This window comes from Pseudoalteromonas sp. SG45-2 (genome assembly GCF_014164115.1).
In the GTDB taxonomy this organism is placed as follows: Bacteria; Pseudomonadota; Gammaproteobacteria; order Enterobacterales; family Alteromonadaceae; genus Pseudoalteromonas; species Pseudoalteromonas distincta.
Genome location: NZ_JACJEO010000013.1, coordinates 26,171 through 45,582 on the forward strand (window position 1 = coordinate 26,171; position 19,412 = coordinate 45,582).

Here is a 19,412-nt window from a genome sequence, read left to right on the forward strand (position 1 = left end):
TAGAAGAATGAGCTTTAACTGTTGTTTATTATGCATTTTTTCAATAGGTTCTTTTTATTAAACGATCACTATTCAGCCCCTGGTCAGGTTGCTAATTGGCGAATAAGTGCACTGCGCATTATTCTATCTTTAGTAATGGTGTTATGTTTTGCTGTGGCGTGCCACACGTACACAAGCGCTATTGAATTTAACTTAATTTATATTGTTGTATTAACAAGCAGTTTTCTTGCTACTGCATGTGGTTTACTTATAGCAAGTAAGCGTTTTTATCACTTTAGCGCTCATGCACTTTTAATAGCTATTGTAGCTGCTAGCGTGTCAATGAACTTATTTTTAACAGACCTAGAGCTTGCTAAAGTGGGTTCTATGTATATGTATTCCTGCCCGATAATAGCACTTATGCTACTTGGTTATAGAACAGCCCTTGCTTATGGCGTATTAAATATTGCGCCGTTTTATATGATCATCAATAACGTTAATTTATCGGGTTTAACCGGCATAGCGCAACAACTTCCCGACGCTGACTTATACATTACAGGGCTTATATTTTTATTTTTTAACATTTGTATTCCCCTTGCTGTGGCGCGCACTATTGTGGCTGCTAAGCGTTTAAACAAAACAATGATAAGCGCTAATACACACCTTAAAGATAAAAATGAGCTTTATCGAAGCCTGTTCACCGAATCAAATAAAGCCAAAATTATTGTTGACGAAAACCTTGTCATTACTGATTTTAATCAACATGCTATTGATATGTTTGGTATAAAAAAAGAATTAAAAGAAGGAAGCGTTAATCTTTCTCATTTATTTCCGGCCTTAGTTTTTGACGACTCTAATGCTCAAAATAAAATTGTGAAGTACAAAAAAAGTTATTTTAAAGCCAGTTATCAGCAAATAACAATGAGTACAAACTACCGTGTATATGACTTTTACGATTGCACGCAAGAGCAGCTCATTAAACAAAATTTATCGATGATGGAACAAGAAAATAAACGTTTACGCTTTAGAGACTCGCAAACAAAACTACCTAATAGAGAATGGTTTGAGCTGCAATGCGACAGATTAACAAGCAAATACCAAAAAGGTTTTTATATCGTTGTTGCGCAAAGTGCAAATAGTGAATACTTAAATTTGAAGCTCACTAAAGCCGACTCTCAAGCATTACTTATTAACGCGTACAAGCGTTTAAAAGCGATGCCAGATGGGCCTCTTTTGTGTGCTCATATAGGAGTAGGAAAGCTTGCTTTTATAATTGGCGCAAACTCGCAAAACGAGCTAGAAGATAAGCTATTAATGCAAATAAAAAATACATTAGATAAAACTTATAATGTGTTTGGCACTAAGTGTCAGCAATCATTTTTATTTGGTTTTGCAAAGTATCCTGATCACGGAAAAAACAGCACAACAGTACTTAGCAATGCGTGCGAAGCACTTAAAGTTGCAAACTGTAATATGCCTCTAAGTGGTTATAACGAAAAACAATCACAAGCTTTTATCGAAAAATACGAAATTTCGATGTTGCTAGACGAAGCGCTTCAGCAGGGCGATTTGTCGGTACACTATCAACCTAAAGTAGATGCAACGGGTCAATGTATTGGGCTTGAAGCTTTAGCGCGTTGGAACAGTCCAATACTAGGTAATGTGTCGCCAGTGGTATTTATTCCTATTGCCGAAGAATACAGAATGGTCAGTAGGTTAACCGATCTGATTATTCAAAAAGTCTGCGCTCAAATTTCCAATTGGACTAAGGCGGGTTTACCGAGTGTGCCGGTGGCAATAAATATATCTCTAATTGATTTTAGCCAAACCGATTTTATGTCAAAACTGGTTAAATACCTTGCCGACTTCAACGTAAAGCCACCTCAAATAGAGTTAGAACTGACTGAAACCTCTCTTGAGGCAAACCAAGCGCATTCGCTAAAGCTTATGCAAACACTGCAATCGTGGGGTTTTACTATTTCGGTTGATGATTTTGGAGTGGGGTATTCTAATATTGCACGCCTTGCCGATTACCCTATTAACAAGCTCAAGTTAGATCGCTCATTAATCAGCCAAGTAACAAGCTCTACGCGTCAAAAAAGTTTAGTTAAAGCGGTGCACGTTATGTGTGAAGAGCTTGATATTAAGTGTGTAGCCGAAGGAGTAGAAACCCAAGAGCAAGTAGCAATAATGGCGCAAATGGGGTGTAAAGAATTTCAGGGCTTTTACTTTGGGAAACCAATGTCAGCCGAAAATTTTGCAGAGCATGTTAGCCGCCATGGCTTAGTGTTTAACCCCAAAGAGATGACGGCTCAACTTTAAATGTATAGCAGGTATTTTATTACCTAGTTACAGAGCTGTTGGGCGTTTATAGTTATTTCGCACTGATGAATAACTCCTGCTCCCCAATGCTGTATATCTGATTGAGCAGTACAGCCTGCATCTTCAATTAAAGCCGTATTGGCATCACATAAAAGTAGCACTGCGTTATCATCTTGTACGTTTACAATAAGCGTGTATTCCCCAAAAGGTGCAAGTTTGCTTAAATCGTTATTAACAGCGGCTTTTAATAACTCATCAGTTGTTGAATAGGATGTTTCACTAAATTTTAGTGTGCCATCAACGGCTGTAGCAATATCTTTTAATTGTGAGGCTAAGTCGGCCATCACTTCTGGATTGTTTTTTTTAGGAGTGTAGCAACCGCTAAGTAATACTATGAGGCTTATATAAAGTAAGTGTTTCATTTTATTTGCTCCATACCGTCATCGTGTTGTGTTCATCGTAGCCTGTATCTAGGTTCCAATTTTTAATTGCACTGTAATCAGTATCTAAAAATACGGCATTGGCAATAATGGTTATGTAGTGCTGAATGTTACTAACGGCAAAGTCAAAAATATCGTTGTAATGCATAGGCTCGTGCGGCGTTTTTAGATGTTCAATAAAAGTGGGGTCTACTTCGTTTGGGCGAGGATAAAACAAGCCTAAATCAGCAGCAACATGGCGTGCACAGGCAAATAATCGATAGCTTTCTTCAACATTATTTACTACAAGCTGAAAACCGTTATGCCATGAATTAAAGTTAGGAGCGTGTTGTGCTGCGTAGCTTGGGTGAACCGTTAATAAAGCATGTCGCCAAATTTTTGCAATATCGGTATCAAAATTATCGTCTTTTTTAGTACAAGATCCAATATTTTGTTGCACGCGGTCAGCATAACCTAACTCACCTAAGTTTAAACGTTGCCAAATAAACGCGTCTTGATTCATTTCGCAGGTACGGTGCGCCGTTTGGTTTTGCGCGTAAGGGCCTACTTTTAATTCAACAACCGGATGCACTGTTATATCTGCAGCAACATGGGCCATATAACCGCATAACCAGGAAAAACACTTTTCAAATGCTTCACCTTCAAGTGTTTTACAGTATTCAATCATTGCTTTAAGTAAATCGCCTGTGTGCTCATAGTGCATTAGGTCGGCCCACGCATTTTGGCTAGGCTGCGCTACAGCTAAGTAAGGATAATCGGGGGCTACACAGCCTAGTTCAAGGTATGCTTGGCGTTGGCTTAAAATAAGCTTTGCTTTTTTAGGCATATCCATTTTAGCGAGTGACTTGGTTTGCGTTGCAATATTAACAGCAGTGATGTGCGCAAAAGCACCTGGCATTGTCATATCCTTATGATTTATTAATAAGGGTACAGATTAACATTGAGAGGGGGTTAAATAAAGCCAACTAAATGCAAGTATAGCGGGGTAAACACCTATTAAATTAGCTGCTCAACTAATTGGCCATTCTCGTATAATTTAGCATGTTGACGCTTATGTTCTTCAAATAGGTAAGCTCTAAGTTGCTCTTGACCGCTATGAATTTGCGTTATTTTAGCGGCTATACCTTGCGTGCTTTGCCTTACGGGTTCTATTTCCATCGAAATACTTTGTTTGTTAGGTAAAATAAATTCCATGTGCTGTGATTTATTTAAATGGTTACCTTTTCTGAGGGGTTTTAAAAACATCCCCGTGTTTGATATTGATTCAATTTTAAACCCTTGGCTTTTAATATTTAGCTCACTCCAGCGCCAACTGCGCAGTGTGCCTTGTGTGTCTATTACTTCGGGGGCGGTTAAAATCGGTTTGATTATACCGGCGCTATCAATTTTCAAGTCCAACGGAAACCATAACTGATAGTGTGCAACCTCTGCGAGCAGGGTTAAATTAGCGCTACTAAGTAAGTGAGCAATATTGGCTGGTACTGAACTTTGTAACGTTAAAACGTGACTGTTGTGAGCATGTGACTTTGTATTGGGCTTAAATAACTCAGCAAAAAAATTTATCTCTTCATTAGAAAAGTCCATATTTCATCCCAGTTACATAAAATAATTCACCACCGTAATTTAAACAATGAAATTGGTCAATAAATGCTCCGTTTAAATTTGTTTAGATAATATTTACAAAGACAGAGGGGCAAACTAAACAATGTATTTAAATGCAGTGCTTAACCCGAACGTTTTTCAGAGACTTGAATTATTTAACATTTATAAAAATATATTTAGGCGCAAGTGGCTAGCTGTTAAACTACAGCACATTAGTTTTATTATTTATATTAGAGTTTACATTATGATATGTGCATTTTTACGTGATCAACAGCCGAAGTTACTGGGTATGGTAGTGGCATTGTTCGGTGCCGGTTTTTCAATAAATGCAGTAGCTCAAGAGCAAAGCCAAACTTTAATTTTAGTGGGGTCAGAGCTTACTACCTGTACTAGCGCCAAGCTTAATAATTGCCAAAAAGAGGCTGTTATTGATGGTAAGTCACATAATTTATATACACTTAGCAGCTCTCAAATAAAAAACATCGCGCAGCATTGGCCTAATAATAATGTTGAGGCAAAAACGGCTGTATTAAAAACACTTAAAACCATACAAAGTAAATCGTCAAATAGCGTATCAAAAACAGATTTACTCTGGCAGTGGCGCGATAAAAATAATCAGCAATTAGAAAGTCTAACTCAGCAAGAGTACAACTTTGTATTTGATATGCTAGAAGTACCGCTACTTAATAAAAACGGTGAGCGTTTAAAAGAGCAAGTAAATACCGATTTTAATAATGAGGTTGCGACTAATAATATTTTACAATTTGTGTCGGGCAGTTTAAAAGTTAATAACCCAAAACCAACCATGCTTGCTATTACGGCTTCGAGCCGCGACCCTTATGAGTCGGCAGATGTAGCGCAAAGTCTTTTGGCACAATCAAATATAAACACTCAATGGTTAGCACTAACGCCAGCGCTTGCTAAAGCGATTACGAGTAACTCGTGCGATGAATTACCAGCGCTTAGAAATACATTAATGAATGTGTATAACCGTGAAGTGATTTATCCCGATCGCACAAAGGCCGAATACGCTTTATGTAAAAATGGCACTAATGCACTTGTATCACTTATTAAAAATAGTACCGGTGTGATGTTTAATAGCGGTAATGCAGCATTAACTCATAAGGTATTATTTGATCAAAACAATAACCCATACCCGTGGACGCAAGCATTGCAAACTCGCCCAGTAATTGTAGGTGAAGGAGCGGGCGCAGCAATCCAAAGTAAAGTGACGGGCATGCTTACAAATACGACAAGCCTTGAGGTACTTCGTAAAAGTGAAAATAACACTAATGCTGGTGGGCTGGGCAGTTTTAACTTTGGTGTACTAGATACTCAATTTAGCGAACAAAACCGTACATTTAGGCTTGCAGCAGCGCTAAATAAAAACGAAGTGAAAAATACTAAAACAGAGATTCGACATGGTTTTGGTATTGATGAAAATACAGCCTTAGTTGTTATTAAATCGCCAGAAGGTAGCTTAATAACCGTAATAGGCAAAAGTGGTGTAGTGCATTTGGCTAACCAAGGTAAAGCCCAACCTGGGAGTAAGAGCTATAGCTATTCGTACTGGCCTACAAGCAGTGTAATTGAAATTACCAATAATACGTTTACATTAAGCGCACGCACAATAGATGAAGCGTTACCCGCTATAAAAATACCTCCACTGCCAGTGCAGCGTTTTGGCTCAATTTTAACAAATTCAAAACTGCGTTCACTTACTCAAGCGATGTGCCTAAGCCAAGAGCAAAGTGCGGTAGCCCAACAAGACGAGTTTATAATTAGCCTTACAGCAACGAGTGAGACGCAGTATCATCGCGTAAATGCAAAAGAGTTTGGTTGTGCGCTAAGCAATTTAGAGTTAGCTATAAAGTCGGTTTAGTGACTAACCTGAGCCAAGGGTTTAAGTTTTTGGCTCTTCTATATAAAATAGCCACCATAATGATTTAAAAGCCTTACTAAAAGAGTGTTAAAATGAATAAAGAAAATGATGTAATTTCTAGTCTAGCCGAATTAGAAAGCTTTTTATTAAATGTAGAAAACGGCGGTCTTGGCCTTAAGGGTGTTTCGGGCGTTGGTATGGCAACAAACAATAGTGATGGTAGTCGTTTTGTAGCCGTGTTTGACGATAATCAAAAATTACTTTTAGCGCGCGGTATTACAGAAGATGTATTCCAAACAGGGCAAGATATGGTACGTAATGGTGTAGGGCGCAAGCACTAGTACTTTAATAAAAAAGCGCTTAGAGCGCTTTTTTATTTTAATTTCAATAAATTGAAATCAAATGCCTTCATATAGATTCCACAAAGGCCACTTCAAGTTAATAACAATTAAATACAACCCCCATCAAAAACCACAAAACTAGCCAGCTAAACTCAGTTTTATTAAGTGCGCTTAGTTAAATAAGATAGTGCTACGGATAAATTGTAGAGTCAAAACAGATGGATTTTGGCTATATTTTGAAGAGAAGTTTAACTTTTTGATATAAAGGGAGTTTATACCAATTCGCTTAATTAAGTGATCTATTTTTAGGATGGAAAAACGTGTTGATAGCTAGGCAAAAAATTCGCTATTTAGTTGTTCTAAATGAGAATTTTTTAACACAGGTAGCGACAAGTTTAGCTCCGCAAAATGATTAAGTATTATAGCGGATTGGTATTAATGGTCGGTATGGAGAGATTCGAACTCTCGACCCCTGCCACCCCATGACAGTGCGCTACCAAGCTGCGCTACATACCGACGTTGTTTGCAATAGTACGTGTATTTTTTTAAAAATCAATAAGCGATTGTTTGTTTGGGTGTTTATTACGCAAGAGGCCTAAAAAGGCGCCCTTGCGGTGTATTAATTAGCTAGTCTTTATTTAGCCACTTTTTGATCGAGTCATACATCTCATCTCGTATTAATGGCTGAGCTTTTTTGTTAGGGTGTAAACTATCGTTTTGCATTAGATCAGATTGACTGGCAATATCTAGCATAAAAAAGTTCATTAAATGCGCATTTGTCTCTTCGCTAACGCGCGAAAAAGTGTCAGTAAACATTTTACTGTAACGCGGGCCGTAATTAGGGGGAATGTAAATCTCCATTAAGGCTGTCATCGCATTAGCTGCTTGGCTTTTTTGAATAAGAGACGTTAAGTTAGTTTGCATTTTTTTAACTGGGAAACCACGTAAACCGTCATTAGCACCTAGCTCAATAAGTACATGAGTGGGTTCGTATTGCTCAAGCAATGCATCTAAACGGCGTAGGGCTCCACCAGATGTTTCGCCACTAATACTGGCGTTGATAAGTTCAATGTCGGCGTGTTCGTCATCGTATTTATCTTGTAACAATTTTACCCAGCCTTCTTCTTGTTGAAGTCCGTAGGCTGCGCTTAAACTGTCACCGAGTATTAAAATCGTGTTTTCGGCTGCTGCGCTCAGCGGTTTGATAACTAAAAATAAAATGAATACTAAACGAAGGATTGAATGAGTCATATGTCAGCGCTTTCTCAATTAAATATAATTCAGGTTAATGGTTTGTCTAAAGTAGTCTCTACCTTTGAAGGTGAGCTGCCCATCCTCAGCGACATCAGCTTTAATGTCAAGCATGGCGAGTCTGTTGCTATTGTTGGCACATCGGGCTCAGGTAAATCTACGTTACTCAGTTTATTAGCAGGGCTGGACACCGCCAGCAGCGGTGAAATATTTTTAGATGGTGAACCATTACACAATTTAGATGAAGAAGAGCGTGCTGCACTGCGCGCCGCTAAAATTGGATTTGTGTTTCAATCGTTTATGTTAGTACAAAGCTTAACTGCACTAGAAAACGTTATGCTGCCAGCAGAGCTTGCTGGCGAAAGTGATGCGAAAGAGCAAGCAATTGCTTTGCTTGAAAAAGTAGGCTTGAGCCATCGAATTGATCATTACCCGTCGCAACTCTCTGGCGGTGAACAGCAACGTGTTGCTATTGCGCGAGCATTTATTGGTACACCTAAAATACTATTTGCTGATGAGCCTTCGGCTAATTTAGACAGCAAAAACGGTAAAATGATTGAATCCTTATTATTTGATTTAAATACTCAGCACGGCACCACGCTTATTTTGGTAACTCACGATGAAGGGCTTGCACAAAAATGTGAGCACATTATTCAAATAGAAGCGGGTTTACTGGTAAAAAGCCAAGTAGAGGACGTTGCTAATGTGGGTTAAGTTAGCGCTTAAATTATTTTTACGAGAATTTCGCCGTGGTGAGCTCACGGTTATAAGCGCAGCTATCGCTCTTGCTGTGTTAACCGTGCTTACATTGTCTATGGTTACTGAGCGAATAGGGCAAAGTATTGCGCAAAAAAGCAGTGCTTTTATTGCAGCAGACCGTGTACTTGCAAGCGACCATGTTCTGGACACCGCTTTTATTACTCAAGCACAGAGCCAAAATTTAAAAACGGCGCAAATGGTGTATTTCGACACTATGTTGTTTGCCGATGATGAGATGCAGTTTAGCTCAGTAAAAGCGGCATCTAATGCGTACCCGCTAAAAGGGCAGTTAAAAGTTAAAGATACCCTAACCGGTGAAACTAAGGTTGCTAATAGCGGGCCAACGCCGGGTAATGTGTGGCTAAGTGAGTCGGTATTTTACAGTTTAAATATTGATATAGGCGCGCAAGTAGAGCTTGGCGCGGCATTATTTAATGTTTCAAAAGTTATTGTAGAAGAGCCAGACGCGCCATTTAATGTATTTTCGAGTAGCCGTCGTGTGCTTATTAATATTGACGATGTGGCAAAAACCGAAGTTGTGCAGCCGGGTAGTCGTGTTTATTACCGCCAGCTTTATGCAGGTAGTGAGGCCGACATAAATAGCTTTTACGAGTGGCTTAAACCACAAATGAAAGAAAACCAACAGTGGTATGGCGTTAAAGACCGCCAATCACCCATTTCAAACAGCTTAAACCGCGCTGAGAGCTTTTTATTACTTGCTGGTTTACTAGGCATTATTTTGGCTGCAGTGGCTATAGCTGTTTCAGCAAAACGTTATTGTGAACGCCAATACGACCCAGTAGCGATGATGAAAACGCTCGGCGGTAGCCGCTCAATGATCCGCAAAATATACATGCTTCATTTATTGCTTGTATGTGCAATGGCGGTAAATATTGGGCTGTTAATTGGTTATGGCTTGCAAGAAATAGCAACAAGTTACTTATCAAAAAGTATGGGCACAGAGCTGCCTTTAGGTGGCTTTAAACCTTGGCTGGTGGCTATAAGCACTGGCGTAATTTGTGCCGTTATGTTTTCTATTAAACCATTATTTGATTTATTTGATATTCCACCGCTTAGAGTTCTGCGCCGTAACTTAGGCGACAAGTTGGCAGTAAGTCGTGTGCATTTAGGTATGAGTGCGTTAACCGTGTTTTTATTAATGTGGTTATTTAGTAACAACATAAAAATAACGCTTATTTTGTTTATATCAACACTTGCGCTAATTGGTGTGCTGTTTTTAGTATCTAAATTAATATTTGGTGGTGGTCGAAAGCTAGGATTAAAGCCAGGTAATAGTTGGTCGCTTGCAATTGCATCTATCCAAAAGCGTGCAAATGTGAACGCGGTACAGTTAATTAGTTTTTCGTTAGCGATTAAATTACTGCTGTTTTTAGTGGTACTTAAAAACGACATGATATCTGATTGGCAGTCGCAACTTCCAAGCGACGCGCCTAATGCGTTTTTGGTTAATATTACGCAAAATGAGCTTGAGCCAATTAATGAATATTTAGCTCAAAAAGATATTCAGGTATCAGAGTTTTATCCAACTATTCGTGGGCGCGTAAATGCGGTAAACGGCGAGTTGGTAGCACGTTCTGTATCGCTGCAAGACAACGAAAAAAAAGACGAAGAAGCACGTGCAGGTATTGGTCGTGAGCTAAATCTTACATGGCTTAAAGATGTGCCTGACCAAAATGAAGTAACACAAGGCTCGTGGTTTGGTGACAATGCGATGGCTGAGGCTTCAGTAGAGGAGTCGATGCTTGAGCGTTTAGATGTTGAGATAGGCGATACGCTTACATTTTTAATTGGTTCGCAGTCGTTCGACGCTAAAATCACCAGTGTGCGCAAAGTAAATTGGGCCACGCTTAAACCTAACTTTTTTATTATTTTAAGCCCTGATGTACTTGCAGATTTTCCCGCAACATATATTTCGTCGGTACGTATAAATCCAGATCAAAAACGTGACTTTAGCCAGTTATTACGTACTTACCCTACTATTACAGCCATTGATATTGATAACTTTGTTAAGCAAATACAAACTACTATTTCGCAAGTATCGCTCGCCATTGGCTTTGTACTTGCAATTGTTGTGCTGTGTGGCGCGCTTGTACTTATATCGCAAGTGCAAGCTAGTTTAGGTGAGCGTATGCAAGAAATTGTAATACTGCGAACGCTTGGCGCTAAAAGCCGATTAATTAAAAACGCGACCCTGTATGAGTTTTTATTACTCGGCGGTTTAGCTGGTTTAGTGGCTGCATTTTTTAGTGATATAGCGCTTTTGATTGTGCAGCAACAAATGTTTGATTTAGCAGGTAAGTTACACCCACATATATGGATTATTGGTCCGGTAGCTGGCGGCGTATTTGTGGCAGGTTTAGGTTATTTAATGATTGCCCGAACACTTAAACAAAACACCCAAGGATTAGTGCGTGCCCTAGGGTAAGCTTAAACTAACATGTTCCTGTAAATGCCCACCTAGTACGTGGGCATTTTTGTTTTTCTTTGTACTGGTAATTTATACAGTACTCTGGCATTATTAGCGTAATTTAAAAATAATAACAATGGAGCGCTGTTTGGCCATCATTTTAGGGATCGATCCTGGTTCACGTTTGACCGGATATGGTGTTGTTGCCCATCAAGGTTCTAAATTTACATACTTAGGCAGTGGCTGTATTAAGTTAGCCGATCATCCTTTTCCGGTTAGGCTTAAAATGATCTACCAAGGCATTACACAGCTTATTGAGCAGTTTTCGCCAGAAACCTTTGCCATTGAAAAAGTATTTATGGCGCACAACCCCGATTCAGCTTTAAAACTTGGCCAAGCTAGAGGCGCTGCTATTGTAGGTGCTGCAATGGCCGACTTGCCCGTATTTGAATATTCAGCTAGGCAAATTAAGCAAGCAGTAGTAGGTAACGGTGGCGCTGATAAAACTCAAGTGCAACACATGGTAAAAAATATTTTAAAACTACCTGGTACGCCACAAGCCGATGCAGCTGATGCACTCGCTATTGCCATTTGCCACGCTCACTCAGAACAAAATTTAATTAAACTAGCGGGCAGCGCAAGCAAAACCGTTAGAGGACGTTTAAGGAAATAATTATGATAGGCCGCTTAAATGGTATTTTAGTCGAAAAACAGCCACCAGAAATATTACTCGAAGTAAGTGGTGTAGGTTACGAAGTACAAATGCCAATGACCTGTTTTTACGATTTACCAAAAATTGGTGAAAATGCGATTGTTTACACTCACTTTGTAGTGCGTGAAGATGCTCAACTATTATTTGGTTTTAATAATAAAGTTGAACGTGCTTTGTTTAGAGAGCTATTAAAAGCAAATGGCGTAGGGCCAAAACTTGGCTTAGCTATTTTATCGGGCATGTCGGCAAAACAATTTGTAAGTTGTGTAAATAACGAAGACTCAACATCGCTTGTTAAATTACCCGGTGTAGGTAAAAAAACAGCCGAGCGTTTAGTACTTGAAATGAAAGACAGGCTAAAAGATTGGGGTAATGATTTATTTACGCCATTTAGTGACAGCGCAGTAATAGAGCCAATGAGCGATGCGACAATTGCTAATAATGCAGCGGATGATGCCGTATCGGCACTGCTTGCATTAGGTTATAAATTGCCACAAGCTCAAAAAGCAGTAAAATCGATAAGTAAACCCGATATGTCTACTGAGGTTCTTATTAGAGAATCTTTAAAATCTATGTTGTGAGTAACCCATGATTGAAGCGGATCGCTTAATTGATGCGACTGAAAAAACAAATGAAGACTCTATAGATCGTGCAATAAGACCAAAACTTTTAGCCGACTACAGAGGCCAGCCTCATGTTAAGCAGCAAATGGAAATTTTTATTGAAGCTGCGCGAACTCGTGGTGAAGCGCTCGATCATTTATTAATATTTGGCCCACCTGGGCTTGGTAAAACCACGCTTGCAAATATTGTAGCCAATGAATTACACGTAAGTATTAAAACAACATCAGGCCCTGTACTTGAAAAAGCAGGCGATTTAGCTGCTCTACTTACTAATTTAGAAGAGGGCGACGTACTGTTTATCGATGAAATACACAGGCTAAGCCCGCAAGTTGAAGAGATACTGTATCCCGCAATGGAAGACTACCAGCTTGATATAATGATTGGTGAAGGCCCAGCTGCGCGTTCTATTAAATTAGACTTACCTGCATTTACACTCATTGGTGCAACCACACGAGCAGGCTCGCTTACATCGCCACTGCGTGACCGTTTTGGAATTGTGCAGCGATTAGAGTTTTATTCTGTAGAAGATTTGTCGCACATAGTAGGGCGCTCTGCACATTATCTTGGTTTAGAAATGTGTGACGATGGCGCTACCGAAATTGCCCAGCGCTCACGCGGCACACCACGTATTGCAAACCGCTTATTACGCCGTGTACGCGATTACACTCAAGTAAAATCTGACGGTACAGTAAACGCCGATGTAGCTAAGCAAGCCCTTGATATGATTGACGTAGATAAAAGTGGTTTTGATTATATGGACCGCAAATATTTACTCGCCATAATCGAAAAATTTATGGGCGGCCCTGTCGGGCTCGACAATGTAGCGGCTGCTATTGGCGAAGAGCGCGAAACAATAGAAGATGTAATAGAGCCATTTTTAATCCAGCAAGGATTTATTCAACGTACACCACGTGGGCGCATAGTGTCTGACAGTGCATACCATCACTTTGGTTTACTTCCTAAAAAAGACTAGCCTATATACTTTACTTGCTGTGGTTTATTGCGCAGCAGGTAATTGTTTCAGTATCCCTTTGTTTCAAATTATTATACCCAAAACCTCAACACACTGTTGCAAATGTTATTTCAAAATACAAATACGCTTTATAGTTAACTGTTAATTCACAGGGCGTTAAGACTCGCGAGGCTATCCTGCGTACCATTCAAACTAGTAAGCGAATTACTTATTGTAAATTAGGTAGGGCAATTATTAGTTTATAAATAAAATATGTAGCGCGCTAAATTGCAGGCAAAAAAAAGCCCGCAAAAAATGCGGGCAAACAACAAGTTGAAGGAAGTAATCTAGGGGAACTACGTTTTACTAAATTTGGTTTTATCCAGAAAGAGTAAAACAATGTAATACGATAAAATATCCTATTACTAAGAACTTGGCTTAATGAAACTATCTCATTCAGTGCGCTAGCTCGGTATGGGGGAATAATACGTAAGTTTACTTTTTTGTTCAAACTAGAAAATTTGTATTTTCAGATTAGAAAAACTAATTTAGTGAATTTTATTGTTGTTTGAATCTTGTGCGTTAATTAATCGTTAAATTTATAAGTTTATGAAATTTATAACTTAAGTAATTTATTTCGTTATATCTCGGTATTAGTTTTACTATTACGTGCAGGTGAGGCTTATAGGTTTTGAGTGTTTATGCTCTTATTTTGAATAAACGGCGCATTTTATGACGTTTCATGTATATATTTACGCATATTTATAGTTAGCGAGTTTGTTTAAAAGTTTAAATAAAATACTGAGGCAAAGGGAAATGCAAACTAAAGCTGTTTTTTAACGTTTTTTGTTGCCTATTCATAGCAATACCGTTGTCAGCTTGAAATGGACTAGATACACTAGATGCAACTTTTGGCCGTGTAAGCGGTCATATTTACACAAATTAACCAATTTGCCGTATTTTGAAATTATTTAGGAGTTTAACGTGGGATCAGGGCTTAATTTTTTAGATCTAATTTTAGAAGCAAGTTTGCTTGTTCAATTAGTAATGTTAGGGCTAGTTGCCATGTCTGTAATGTCGTGGACAATTATATTTCAACGTAAAAAAGCAATATCGGATGCGCTAATAAATGCTAAGAAATTTGAGCAAAAGTTTTGGTCGGGTATCGATTTAAGCAAATTATATAACGAGATATCGTCACGCAGCGGTCAGTCTCAAGGCATTGAAGCTTTGTTTACTTCGGGCTTTAAAGAGTTTGCTCGTCATAAAAAGAATACATTTCAAAGTGCGAGTATTGTTATGGAAGGGACGCACCGTTCTATGCGCGTTGCGCTTTCTCGTGAAATTGAGAAAATGGAATCTAGTCTATCGTTTTTAGCAACAGTAGGTTCTATAAGTCCGTACATCGGTTTGTTCGGTACAGTGTGGGGTATAATGAATGCCTTTATTGCACTAGGTGAAGTTAAGCAAGCTACATTACAAATGGTAGCACCAGGTATTGCAGAGGCACTTATTGCGACTGCTATGGGTTTATTTGCGGCGATCCCTGCTGTTATTGCTTATAACCGTTTTTCAAACAGTGTTGAAAAGCTTGAGTCTCACTATATTAACTTTATGGAAGAGTTTGCTAATATTTTACACCGTCAAGCAGCTACACAAATAGAGGCACAAGCGAATGTATCAGCGTAAAAAGCGCCGTCCGGTCGCAGAGATTAATGTAGTACCTTACATTGATGTAATGTTGGTACTACTTATAATATTTATGGCTACAGCACCGCTTATTACGCATGGTGTAAAAGTTGATTTACCTAAAATGGAAGAGTCTGATTTAGTTGATACTAAAGATACTCCGCCTATTATTGCCTCAATAGATGCACAAGGTAAATATTACGTGAGTGTAGGTACTGATCCAGAAGAGCCTATGGAAGCACTTGATGTGGCTGCGGTTATAAAATTACAGCTAATGAAAAACCCTGACGTGCCGGTAATGATTAAAGGCTCGGGTAAGGTGTCGTATCAAGAAGTATTATTACTAATGGATTTTTTGAAAAATGCAGGCGTACCATCAGTAGGATTAATGACTGAATCCTTTGAGGGGAAGTAGCTGTATGAATAGTTCAGTAGTAAAATCAATAGTACTTCATTTAGGGATTGGTGGATTTTTGTATGCTTCTGCAAATATTCATCCGCCAACACCTAAAGTAATGGAAGTAACGCTTAATTCGGCTATACCTACGCCAGATAAAGCGGTATCAGCCGTTACAGTTGATCAAAAACAAGTTGAGCAAAAAATTGCTGAACTTCAAAAGAAAGAAAAAGATAAAAAAAGTGCTGAAGATAAACGTATCCGTGATTTAGAACGCAGAGCGGCCAATGCACGCAAGCAACGCGAATCAGAAGCACGTAATATTAAAAAGCTAGAACAAGAGCGTAAAGCTAAAGAGAAAGAAAAAGCGCAAGCCGAGGCAGAAGCTAAAAAAGCACGTGCCATTGAGCAAAAAGAGCGTGCTAAAGCTAAGCAAGCCGAAAATCAAAAGCAAGAAGCTGAAAACGCAGCAAAAGTAGCAGCTGACAAACGCAACGCTGAAGAAGAAGCGCTTAAAAAAGCAGAAGCTGAGCGCAAAAAGCGTGAAGAGGAAGCAAAAGAGCGTGCTGCTGAGGCCGAACGTAAACGCCAGCAAGCAATGCAAGAGCAAATGTTACAAGAGCAACTTGCCAAAGAGCAGGCTGCCCGTAGTAAAATACGTCAGCAACAAGTGGTGAGCGAAGTTGATAAGTACCGTGCATTAATTATGGCGCGTATTCAGCAAAACTTACTGATTGATGAAAAAATGAAAAACCAACAGTGCCGAGTTAATATTCGTTTGGGCTTTAATGGTTTAGTAACGCAAGTTAAATCATTAGGTGGCGACAAGTTAGTATGTGAAGCTGCATTAAGAGCTGTGCGAATGGCTGACACATTACCGGTATCTAAAGATAAAGACGTATTCGAAAAACTTAAGAATATTAATTTAACAATCAAGCCAGAATTTTAAAGGAATGATATGTTCAACAAAATAAAAATAGCCTGTTTAGTTTTACTGTTTGGGTTTACGGGTGTTGCTAATGCAGCGCTTGAAATTGTAATAACAGAAGGTGTAGACGGTGCAAGGCCTATTGCCATTGTACCTTTTAAATACCAAGGTGTTGGTCCAATTCCTGAAAAGCTAAGTGGTGTTATTGCTGCCGATTTAATGCGCAGTGGTAAGTTTAAACCTGTTGATGTGGCGCAAATGCCGCAACAGCCAAGTAAAGATGGCGAAATTGATTATGCGTCTTGGGTTAATAAAGGTGTTGAAGCTGTTCTTGTTGGTGAGGTTGAACAACAAACTGATGGGCGTTATTTAGTTCGCTATGAGTTAGTTGATGTGATTCGCGGCCAAATTACCGGTGGCAATACGCAAATGATGAGTAACGGTAAGTTAGTTAAAAGCCAAGATCATATTTTAGAAGCGCGTGAAAGTGTTATTGGCGAGAGTGGTTTTCGTCGTTATTCACACCGCATTAGTGATGTTATTTATGAAAAGCTAACGGGTGAAAAGGGCGCGTTTTTAACTAAAATTGCATATGTAATAGTACGTGATAACGAGCCTAAACCTTATCAACTAGTCGTTGCTGATTACGATGGTTTTAACGAACAGGTATTACTTCGTTCAAAAGAACCATTAATGTCGCCAGCATGGTCACCAAATGGTACTAAACTAGCGTATGTAACGTTTGAAAACCGTCAAAGCCAAATTTACATTCAAGATATATACACAGGTAAGCGTGAAATAGTAGCAAGCTACCGTGGTATTAATGGTGCACCGCAGTTTTCGCCAGATGGTAAAAAGCTATTATTAGTGCTTTCTAAGGATAAGACGGGTGCGACAGAAGTTTACATGCTTGACCTTGCTACACGTAAAGAAACACGCTTAACAAATCATCGTAGCATAGATACTGAGCCATCTTGGTACCCTAATGGCCAAGATATTGTGTTTACATCTGAAAGGGGTGGTAATGCTCAGATTTATAAGTTAAATTTAAAAACAGGTAGGTCACAACGACTCACCTTTGATGGTGATATGAACCTTGCTGGTTCTATAACACCAGATGGAAAAGAATTAGTGATGGTTAACCGTACCAACGGGCAGTACCATCTTGCTAAGAAAGAGCTGGCTACAGGTGCGTTTCAAGTATTAACGAGAACACGCCTAGATGAATCACCGAGCATAGCGCCAAATGGTTCGATGATTATATACAGCACGCTCCATAATAATAAACAGGTACTTGCGCTAGTATCGATGGACGGCCGCTTTAAAGCACGGTTACCTGTGCTAGACGGACAAGTAAAGGCACCAGCTTGGTCGCCATACTTACAGTAATATTACTGGTTTACTCAAAATAGGAATCTACTCAATGCAACTTAACAAAATACTTAAAGGCCTGCTAATTGCTGTGCCAGTAATGACATTAGCAGCTTGTAGCTCATCTTCTGATATTGATGAAGGTGCTGCAAACCAATCAAATCAAGGCGTTGTTGAGCAATCAACTAACACTGATACAGTTGAAGTAGCTACAATCTCTCCTGAGCAACAAGCAGAAGAGCAACTTCGTCAAAAGTACGAAGCACTACGTCAAGAGCAAGTAATTTACTTTGACTTTGATAAAGCGACTGTTGAAGGTAAGTACGCTGATTTACTTCGTGCACATGCTGAGTTTTTAGTTCAAAACCCATCAGTTAAAGTACTAATTGAAGGCCACGCAGATGAGCGCGGTACTCCAGAGTACAACATTGCACTAGGTGAGCACCGTGGCCAAGCAGTTGAAAAATACCTATTAAGCTTAGGTGTTTCAGCTAGCCAAATGTCAGTGGTAAGCTACGGTGAAGAGAAGCCAATGGTTAAATCTCGCACTGAATCAGCTTTCGCTAAAAACCGCCGTGCGGTACTAGTTTACTAAGATAAGAGATATTATGAAGCCGAAAATTATTTTGGCAGCCATGATATTGAGCGGGAGCACCCAGTTAATGGCTGCTCCCGCTCCTGTTTCAGAAGCTGCAAGTTCACAATCAAGTATTGAGAAGCGATTAGCGTCGCTTGAGAATATGATGCAGTCGCGTAACTTTTTACAAGTAGAGTTACAGCAACAACTTAACTTGTTACAAGACGAAGTAAGTCAAATTCGCGGTGTAACTGAAGAGCAAAGCTACAAACTTGAAAAAGTACTGCAGCGTCAGCGTGAGTTGTATCAAGAAATTGAAAACCGCGTGAGCCAGGCTTATACACAGCCAACAGCAGCTCCAGTAGTCGATCAGGCGCAGCCAAACGATGCACAGAGCTACAGCAGTGACTTATCTGAAAATGAAGCGTACGAGCGTGCTGTTGCGTTAATAATGAAAGATAAACGTTATGATCAAGCGATTCCTGAATTTCAAACGTTTTTAACTACCTATCCAAACTCTGTATATGCGTCTAACGCGCATTATTGGTTAGGGCAGTTGCTTACTATTAAAAATGATGGCGTAAAAGCGGTGGAGCATTTTAAAGTGGTTGTTAACGAATTTCCAAATTCTAATAAACGCCCTGATGCAATGCTAAAGTTAGGCACACTTTTACAAGATCAAGGTTCAGCGGCGCAAGCACAAAAAATATTGAGCGATCTTATCAATCAATACCCAAGTACTACCGCTGCAAAACTAGCAACTGATCGTTTGGGAAACTAAAGTTCACCAGCGATTAAATTTCTAGTTAAGGCGAGCAAACTACATGGAAACTCTCGAAGAATCTTGGATTTGCATGTAGTTTGAGCACAAACGGTTTAATTTTGTGCATCTAGACATAAAAACTTAAAAAAAGAGACAATTTCGGTTGCACTCATTTTATAAATAAGTATTATAAGCGCCCGCAGCAAACGAATGGTTACCCCACTCGAAATGCGACAAAAAGAGCGGGTTATTAGCTCAGTTGGTAGAGCAGTTGACTTTTAATCAATTGGTCGATGGTTCAAATCCATCATAACCCACCATTCTTTGAATGGTCTTTTATCGGCGGATTTACGTACAATACTAAGTTGTTATAAAAAGCAACGTCAGAGCGGGTCA

18 protein-coding genes and 2 tRNA genes are annotated in these 19,412 nt (G+C 39.3%); 15 read left to right on the top strand and 5 right to left on the bottom strand.

Annotation, left to right across the window (positions count from 1 at the left end; genetic code table 11):
- The first annotated feature begins 30 nt into the window (after nucleotides 1–30).
- A complete protein-coding gene (locus H5116_RS10900) occupies nucleotides 31–2,301 on the top strand; it encodes a bifunctional diguanylate cyclase/phosphodiesterase (RefSeq protein WP_182716123.1) in 2,271 nt (756 codons plus the stop codon).
- A gap of 23 nt (nucleotides 2,302–2,324) precedes the next feature.
- Here H5116_RS10900 and H5116_RS10905 read toward each other — a convergent pair whose 3' ends face one another.
- From H5116_RS10905 to H5116_RS10915, 3 genes are all read right to left on the bottom strand, one after another.
- A complete protein-coding gene (locus tag H5116_RS10905; RefSeq protein WP_002960664.1) occupies nucleotides 2,325–2,723 on the bottom strand; it encodes a hypothetical protein in 399 nt (132 codons plus the stop codon).
- Between the two features lies 1 nt (nucleotide 2,724).
- Nucleotides 2,725–3,639 carry a zinc dependent phospholipase C family protein gene (locus tag H5116_RS10910; protein WP_182716124.1) on the bottom strand — a complete coding sequence of 305 codons (915 nt, stop codon included), beginning with the start codon at nucleotides 3,637–3,639 and terminating at the stop codon, nucleotides 2,725–2,727.
- Between the two features lie 98 nt (nucleotides 3,640–3,737).
- Nucleotides 3,738–4,325, bottom strand: a complete 588-nt coding sequence (locus H5116_RS10915) for a hypothetical protein (RefSeq protein ID WP_024596834.1) — start codon at nucleotides 4,323–4,325, stop codon at nucleotides 3,738–3,740.
- A gap of 262 nt (nucleotides 4,326–4,587) precedes the next feature.
- On the opposite strand from H5116_RS10915, the gene H5116_RS10920 reads away from it, so the two are divergent.
- Together H5116_RS10920 and H5116_RS10925 are read left to right on the top strand one after the other, a co-directional pair.
- A complete protein-coding gene (locus tag H5116_RS10920) occupies nucleotides 4,588–6,225 on the top strand; it encodes a cyanophycinase (protein WP_182716125.1) in 1,638 nt (545 codons plus the stop codon).
- Nucleotides 6,226–6,317: 92 nt separating this feature from the next.
- Nucleotides 6,318–6,566, top strand: coding sequence for a hypothetical protein (locus H5116_RS10925; protein ID WP_024596835.1), 249 nt, complete (start codon nucleotides 6,318–6,320; stop codon nucleotides 6,564–6,566).
- Between the two features lie 439 nt (nucleotides 6,567–7,005).
- On the opposite strand, the gene H5116_RS10930 is transcribed toward H5116_RS10925, so the two are convergent.
- A tRNA-Pro gene (locus H5116_RS10930) sits at nucleotides 7,006–7,082 on the bottom strand.
- 111 nt (nucleotides 7,083–7,193) lie between these two features.
- Entirely contained in the window at nucleotides 7,194–7,817 is a 624-nt protein-coding gene (locus H5116_RS10935) for an arylesterase (protein WP_182716126.1), read from the bottom strand.
- On the opposite strand from H5116_RS10935, the gene H5116_RS10940 reads away from it, so the two are divergent.
- The 12 genes from H5116_RS10940 to H5116_RS10995 all read left to right on the top strand — a co-directional run bounded on the left by H5116_RS10940 (nucleotide 7,818) and on the right by H5116_RS10995 (nucleotide 19,336).
- Nucleotides 7,818–8,531, top strand: coding sequence for an ABC transporter ATP-binding protein (locus H5116_RS10940; protein ID WP_008137049.1), 714 nt, complete (start codon nucleotides 7,818–7,820; stop codon nucleotides 8,529–8,531).
- On the top strand, nucleotides 8,521–11,022 hold the full coding sequence (locus H5116_RS10945) for an ABC transporter permease (protein ID WP_182716127.1): 2,502 nt from the start codon (nucleotides 8,521–8,523) through the stop codon (nucleotides 11,020–11,022). Before H5116_RS10940 ends, H5116_RS10945 begins: the two co-directional genes overlap by 11 nt.
- A gap of 130 nt (nucleotides 11,023–11,152) precedes the next feature.
- Nucleotides 11,153–11,677 (top strand): crossover junction endodeoxyribonuclease RuvC, encoded by a 525-nt coding sequence (ruvC, locus tag H5116_RS10950; protein ID WP_002960649.1) that lies wholly within the window; start codon nucleotides 11,153–11,155, stop codon nucleotides 11,675–11,677.
- Between the two features lie 2 nt (nucleotides 11,678–11,679).
- Nucleotides 11,680–12,297 carry a Holliday junction branch migration protein RuvA gene (gene ruvA, locus H5116_RS10955; RefSeq protein ID WP_002960647.1) on the top strand — a complete coding sequence of 206 codons (618 nt, stop codon included), beginning with the start codon at nucleotides 11,680–11,682 and terminating at the stop codon, nucleotides 12,295–12,297.
- 7 nt (nucleotides 12,298–12,304) lie between these two features.
- Nucleotides 12,305–13,312 carry a Holliday junction branch migration DNA helicase RuvB gene (gene ruvB, locus H5116_RS10960; RefSeq protein WP_002960645.1) on the top strand — a complete coding sequence of 336 codons (1,008 nt, stop codon included), beginning with the start codon at nucleotides 12,305–12,307 and terminating at the stop codon, nucleotides 13,310–13,312.
- Nucleotides 13,313–14,275: 963 nt separating this feature from the next.
- On the top strand, nucleotides 14,276–14,980 hold the full coding sequence (tolQ, locus tag H5116_RS10965) for a protein TolQ (RefSeq protein ID WP_002960643.1): 705 nt from the start codon (nucleotides 14,276–14,278) through the stop codon (nucleotides 14,978–14,980).
- Nucleotides 14,967–15,395, top strand: a complete 429-nt coding sequence (gene tolR / locus H5116_RS10970; RefSeq protein WP_002960641.1) for a protein TolR — start codon at nucleotides 14,967–14,969, stop codon at nucleotides 15,393–15,395. The genes tolQ and tolR overlap by 14 nt, the downstream gene beginning before the upstream one ends.
- Before the next feature lie 4 nt (nucleotides 15,396–15,399).
- Complete coding sequence (gene tolA / locus H5116_RS10975) at nucleotides 15,400–16,326, top strand: cell envelope integrity protein TolA (protein WP_182716128.1); 927 nt, start codon at nucleotides 15,400–15,402, stop codon at nucleotides 16,324–16,326.
- A 9-nt stretch (nucleotides 16,327–16,335) separates the two neighbouring features.
- The gene (tolB, locus tag H5116_RS10980; RefSeq protein WP_182716129.1) at nucleotides 16,336–17,694 is read left to right on the top strand and encodes a Tol-Pal system beta propeller repeat protein TolB; all 1,359 of its coding nucleotides are present in this window, start codon (nucleotides 16,336–16,338) and stop codon (nucleotides 17,692–17,694) included.
- A gap of 34 nt (nucleotides 17,695–17,728) precedes the next feature.
- Nucleotides 17,729–18,271 carry a peptidoglycan-associated lipoprotein Pal gene (pal, locus tag H5116_RS10985; RefSeq protein WP_002960636.1) on the top strand — a complete coding sequence of 181 codons (543 nt, stop codon included), beginning with the start codon at nucleotides 17,729–17,731 and terminating at the stop codon, nucleotides 18,269–18,271.
- A 13-nt stretch (nucleotides 18,272–18,284) separates the two neighbouring features.
- Entirely contained in the window at nucleotides 18,285–19,034 is a 750-nt protein-coding gene (gene ybgF / locus H5116_RS10990) for a tol-pal system protein YbgF (protein ID WP_033021320.1), read from the top strand.
- 226 nt (nucleotides 19,035–19,260) lie between these two features.
- Nucleotides 19,261–19,336: transfer RNA gene (locus H5116_RS10995), tRNA-Lys, on the top strand.
- The last annotated feature ends 76 nt before the right edge of the window (nucleotides 19,337–19,412 follow it).

Coding starts and splice junctions, on each gene's coding strand:
- H5116_RS10900 (WP_182716123.1), top strand. CDS start 31: ATGCATTTTTTCAATAGGTTCTTTTTATTAAACGATCACTATTCAGCC.
- H5116_RS10925 (WP_024596835.1), top strand. CDS start 6,318: ATGAATAAAGAAAATGATGTAATTTCTAGTCTAGCCGAATTAGAAAGC.
- H5116_RS10935 (WP_182716126.1), bottom strand. CDS start 7,817: ATGACTCATTCAATCCTTCGTTTAGTATTCATTTTATTTTTAGTTATC.
- H5116_RS10915 (WP_024596834.1), bottom strand. CDS start 4,325: ATGGACTTTTCTAATGAAGAGATAAATTTTTTTGCTGAGTTATTTAAG.
- ruvA (WP_002960647.1), top strand. CDS start 11,680: ATGATAGGCCGCTTAAATGGTATTTTAGTCGAAAAACAGCCACCAGAA.
- tolR (WP_002960641.1), top strand. CDS start 14,967: ATGTATCAGCGTAAAAAGCGCCGTCCGGTCGCAGAGATTAATGTAGTA.
- H5116_RS10940 (WP_008137049.1), top strand. CDS start 7,818: ATGTCAGCGCTTTCTCAATTAAATATAATTCAGGTTAATGGTTTGTCT.
- pal (WP_002960636.1), top strand. CDS start 17,729: ATGCAACTTAACAAAATACTTAAAGGCCTGCTAATTGCTGTGCCAGTA.
- tolA (WP_182716128.1), top strand. CDS start 15,400: ATGAATAGTTCAGTAGTAAAATCAATAGTACTTCATTTAGGGATTGGT.
- H5116_RS10945 (WP_182716127.1), top strand. CDS start 8,521: ATGTGGGTTAAGTTAGCGCTTAAATTATTTTTACGAGAATTTCGCCGT.
- H5116_RS10920 (WP_182716125.1), top strand. CDS start 4,588: ATGATATGTGCATTTTTACGTGATCAACAGCCGAAGTTACTGGGTATG.
- tolB (WP_182716129.1), top strand. CDS start 16,336: ATGTTCAACAAAATAAAAATAGCCTGTTTAGTTTTACTGTTTGGGTTT.
- ruvB (WP_002960645.1), top strand. CDS start 12,305: ATGATTGAAGCGGATCGCTTAATTGATGCGACTGAAAAAACAAATGAA.
- ybgF (WP_033021320.1), top strand. CDS start 18,285: ATGAAGCCGAAAATTATTTTGGCAGCCATGATATTGAGCGGGAGCACC.
- H5116_RS10910 (WP_182716124.1), bottom strand. CDS start 3,639: ATGCCAGGTGCTTTTGCGCACATCACTGCTGTTAATATTGCAACGCAA.
- H5116_RS10905 (WP_002960664.1), bottom strand. CDS start 2,723: ATGAAACACTTACTTTATATAAGCCTCATAGTATTACTTAGCGGTTGC.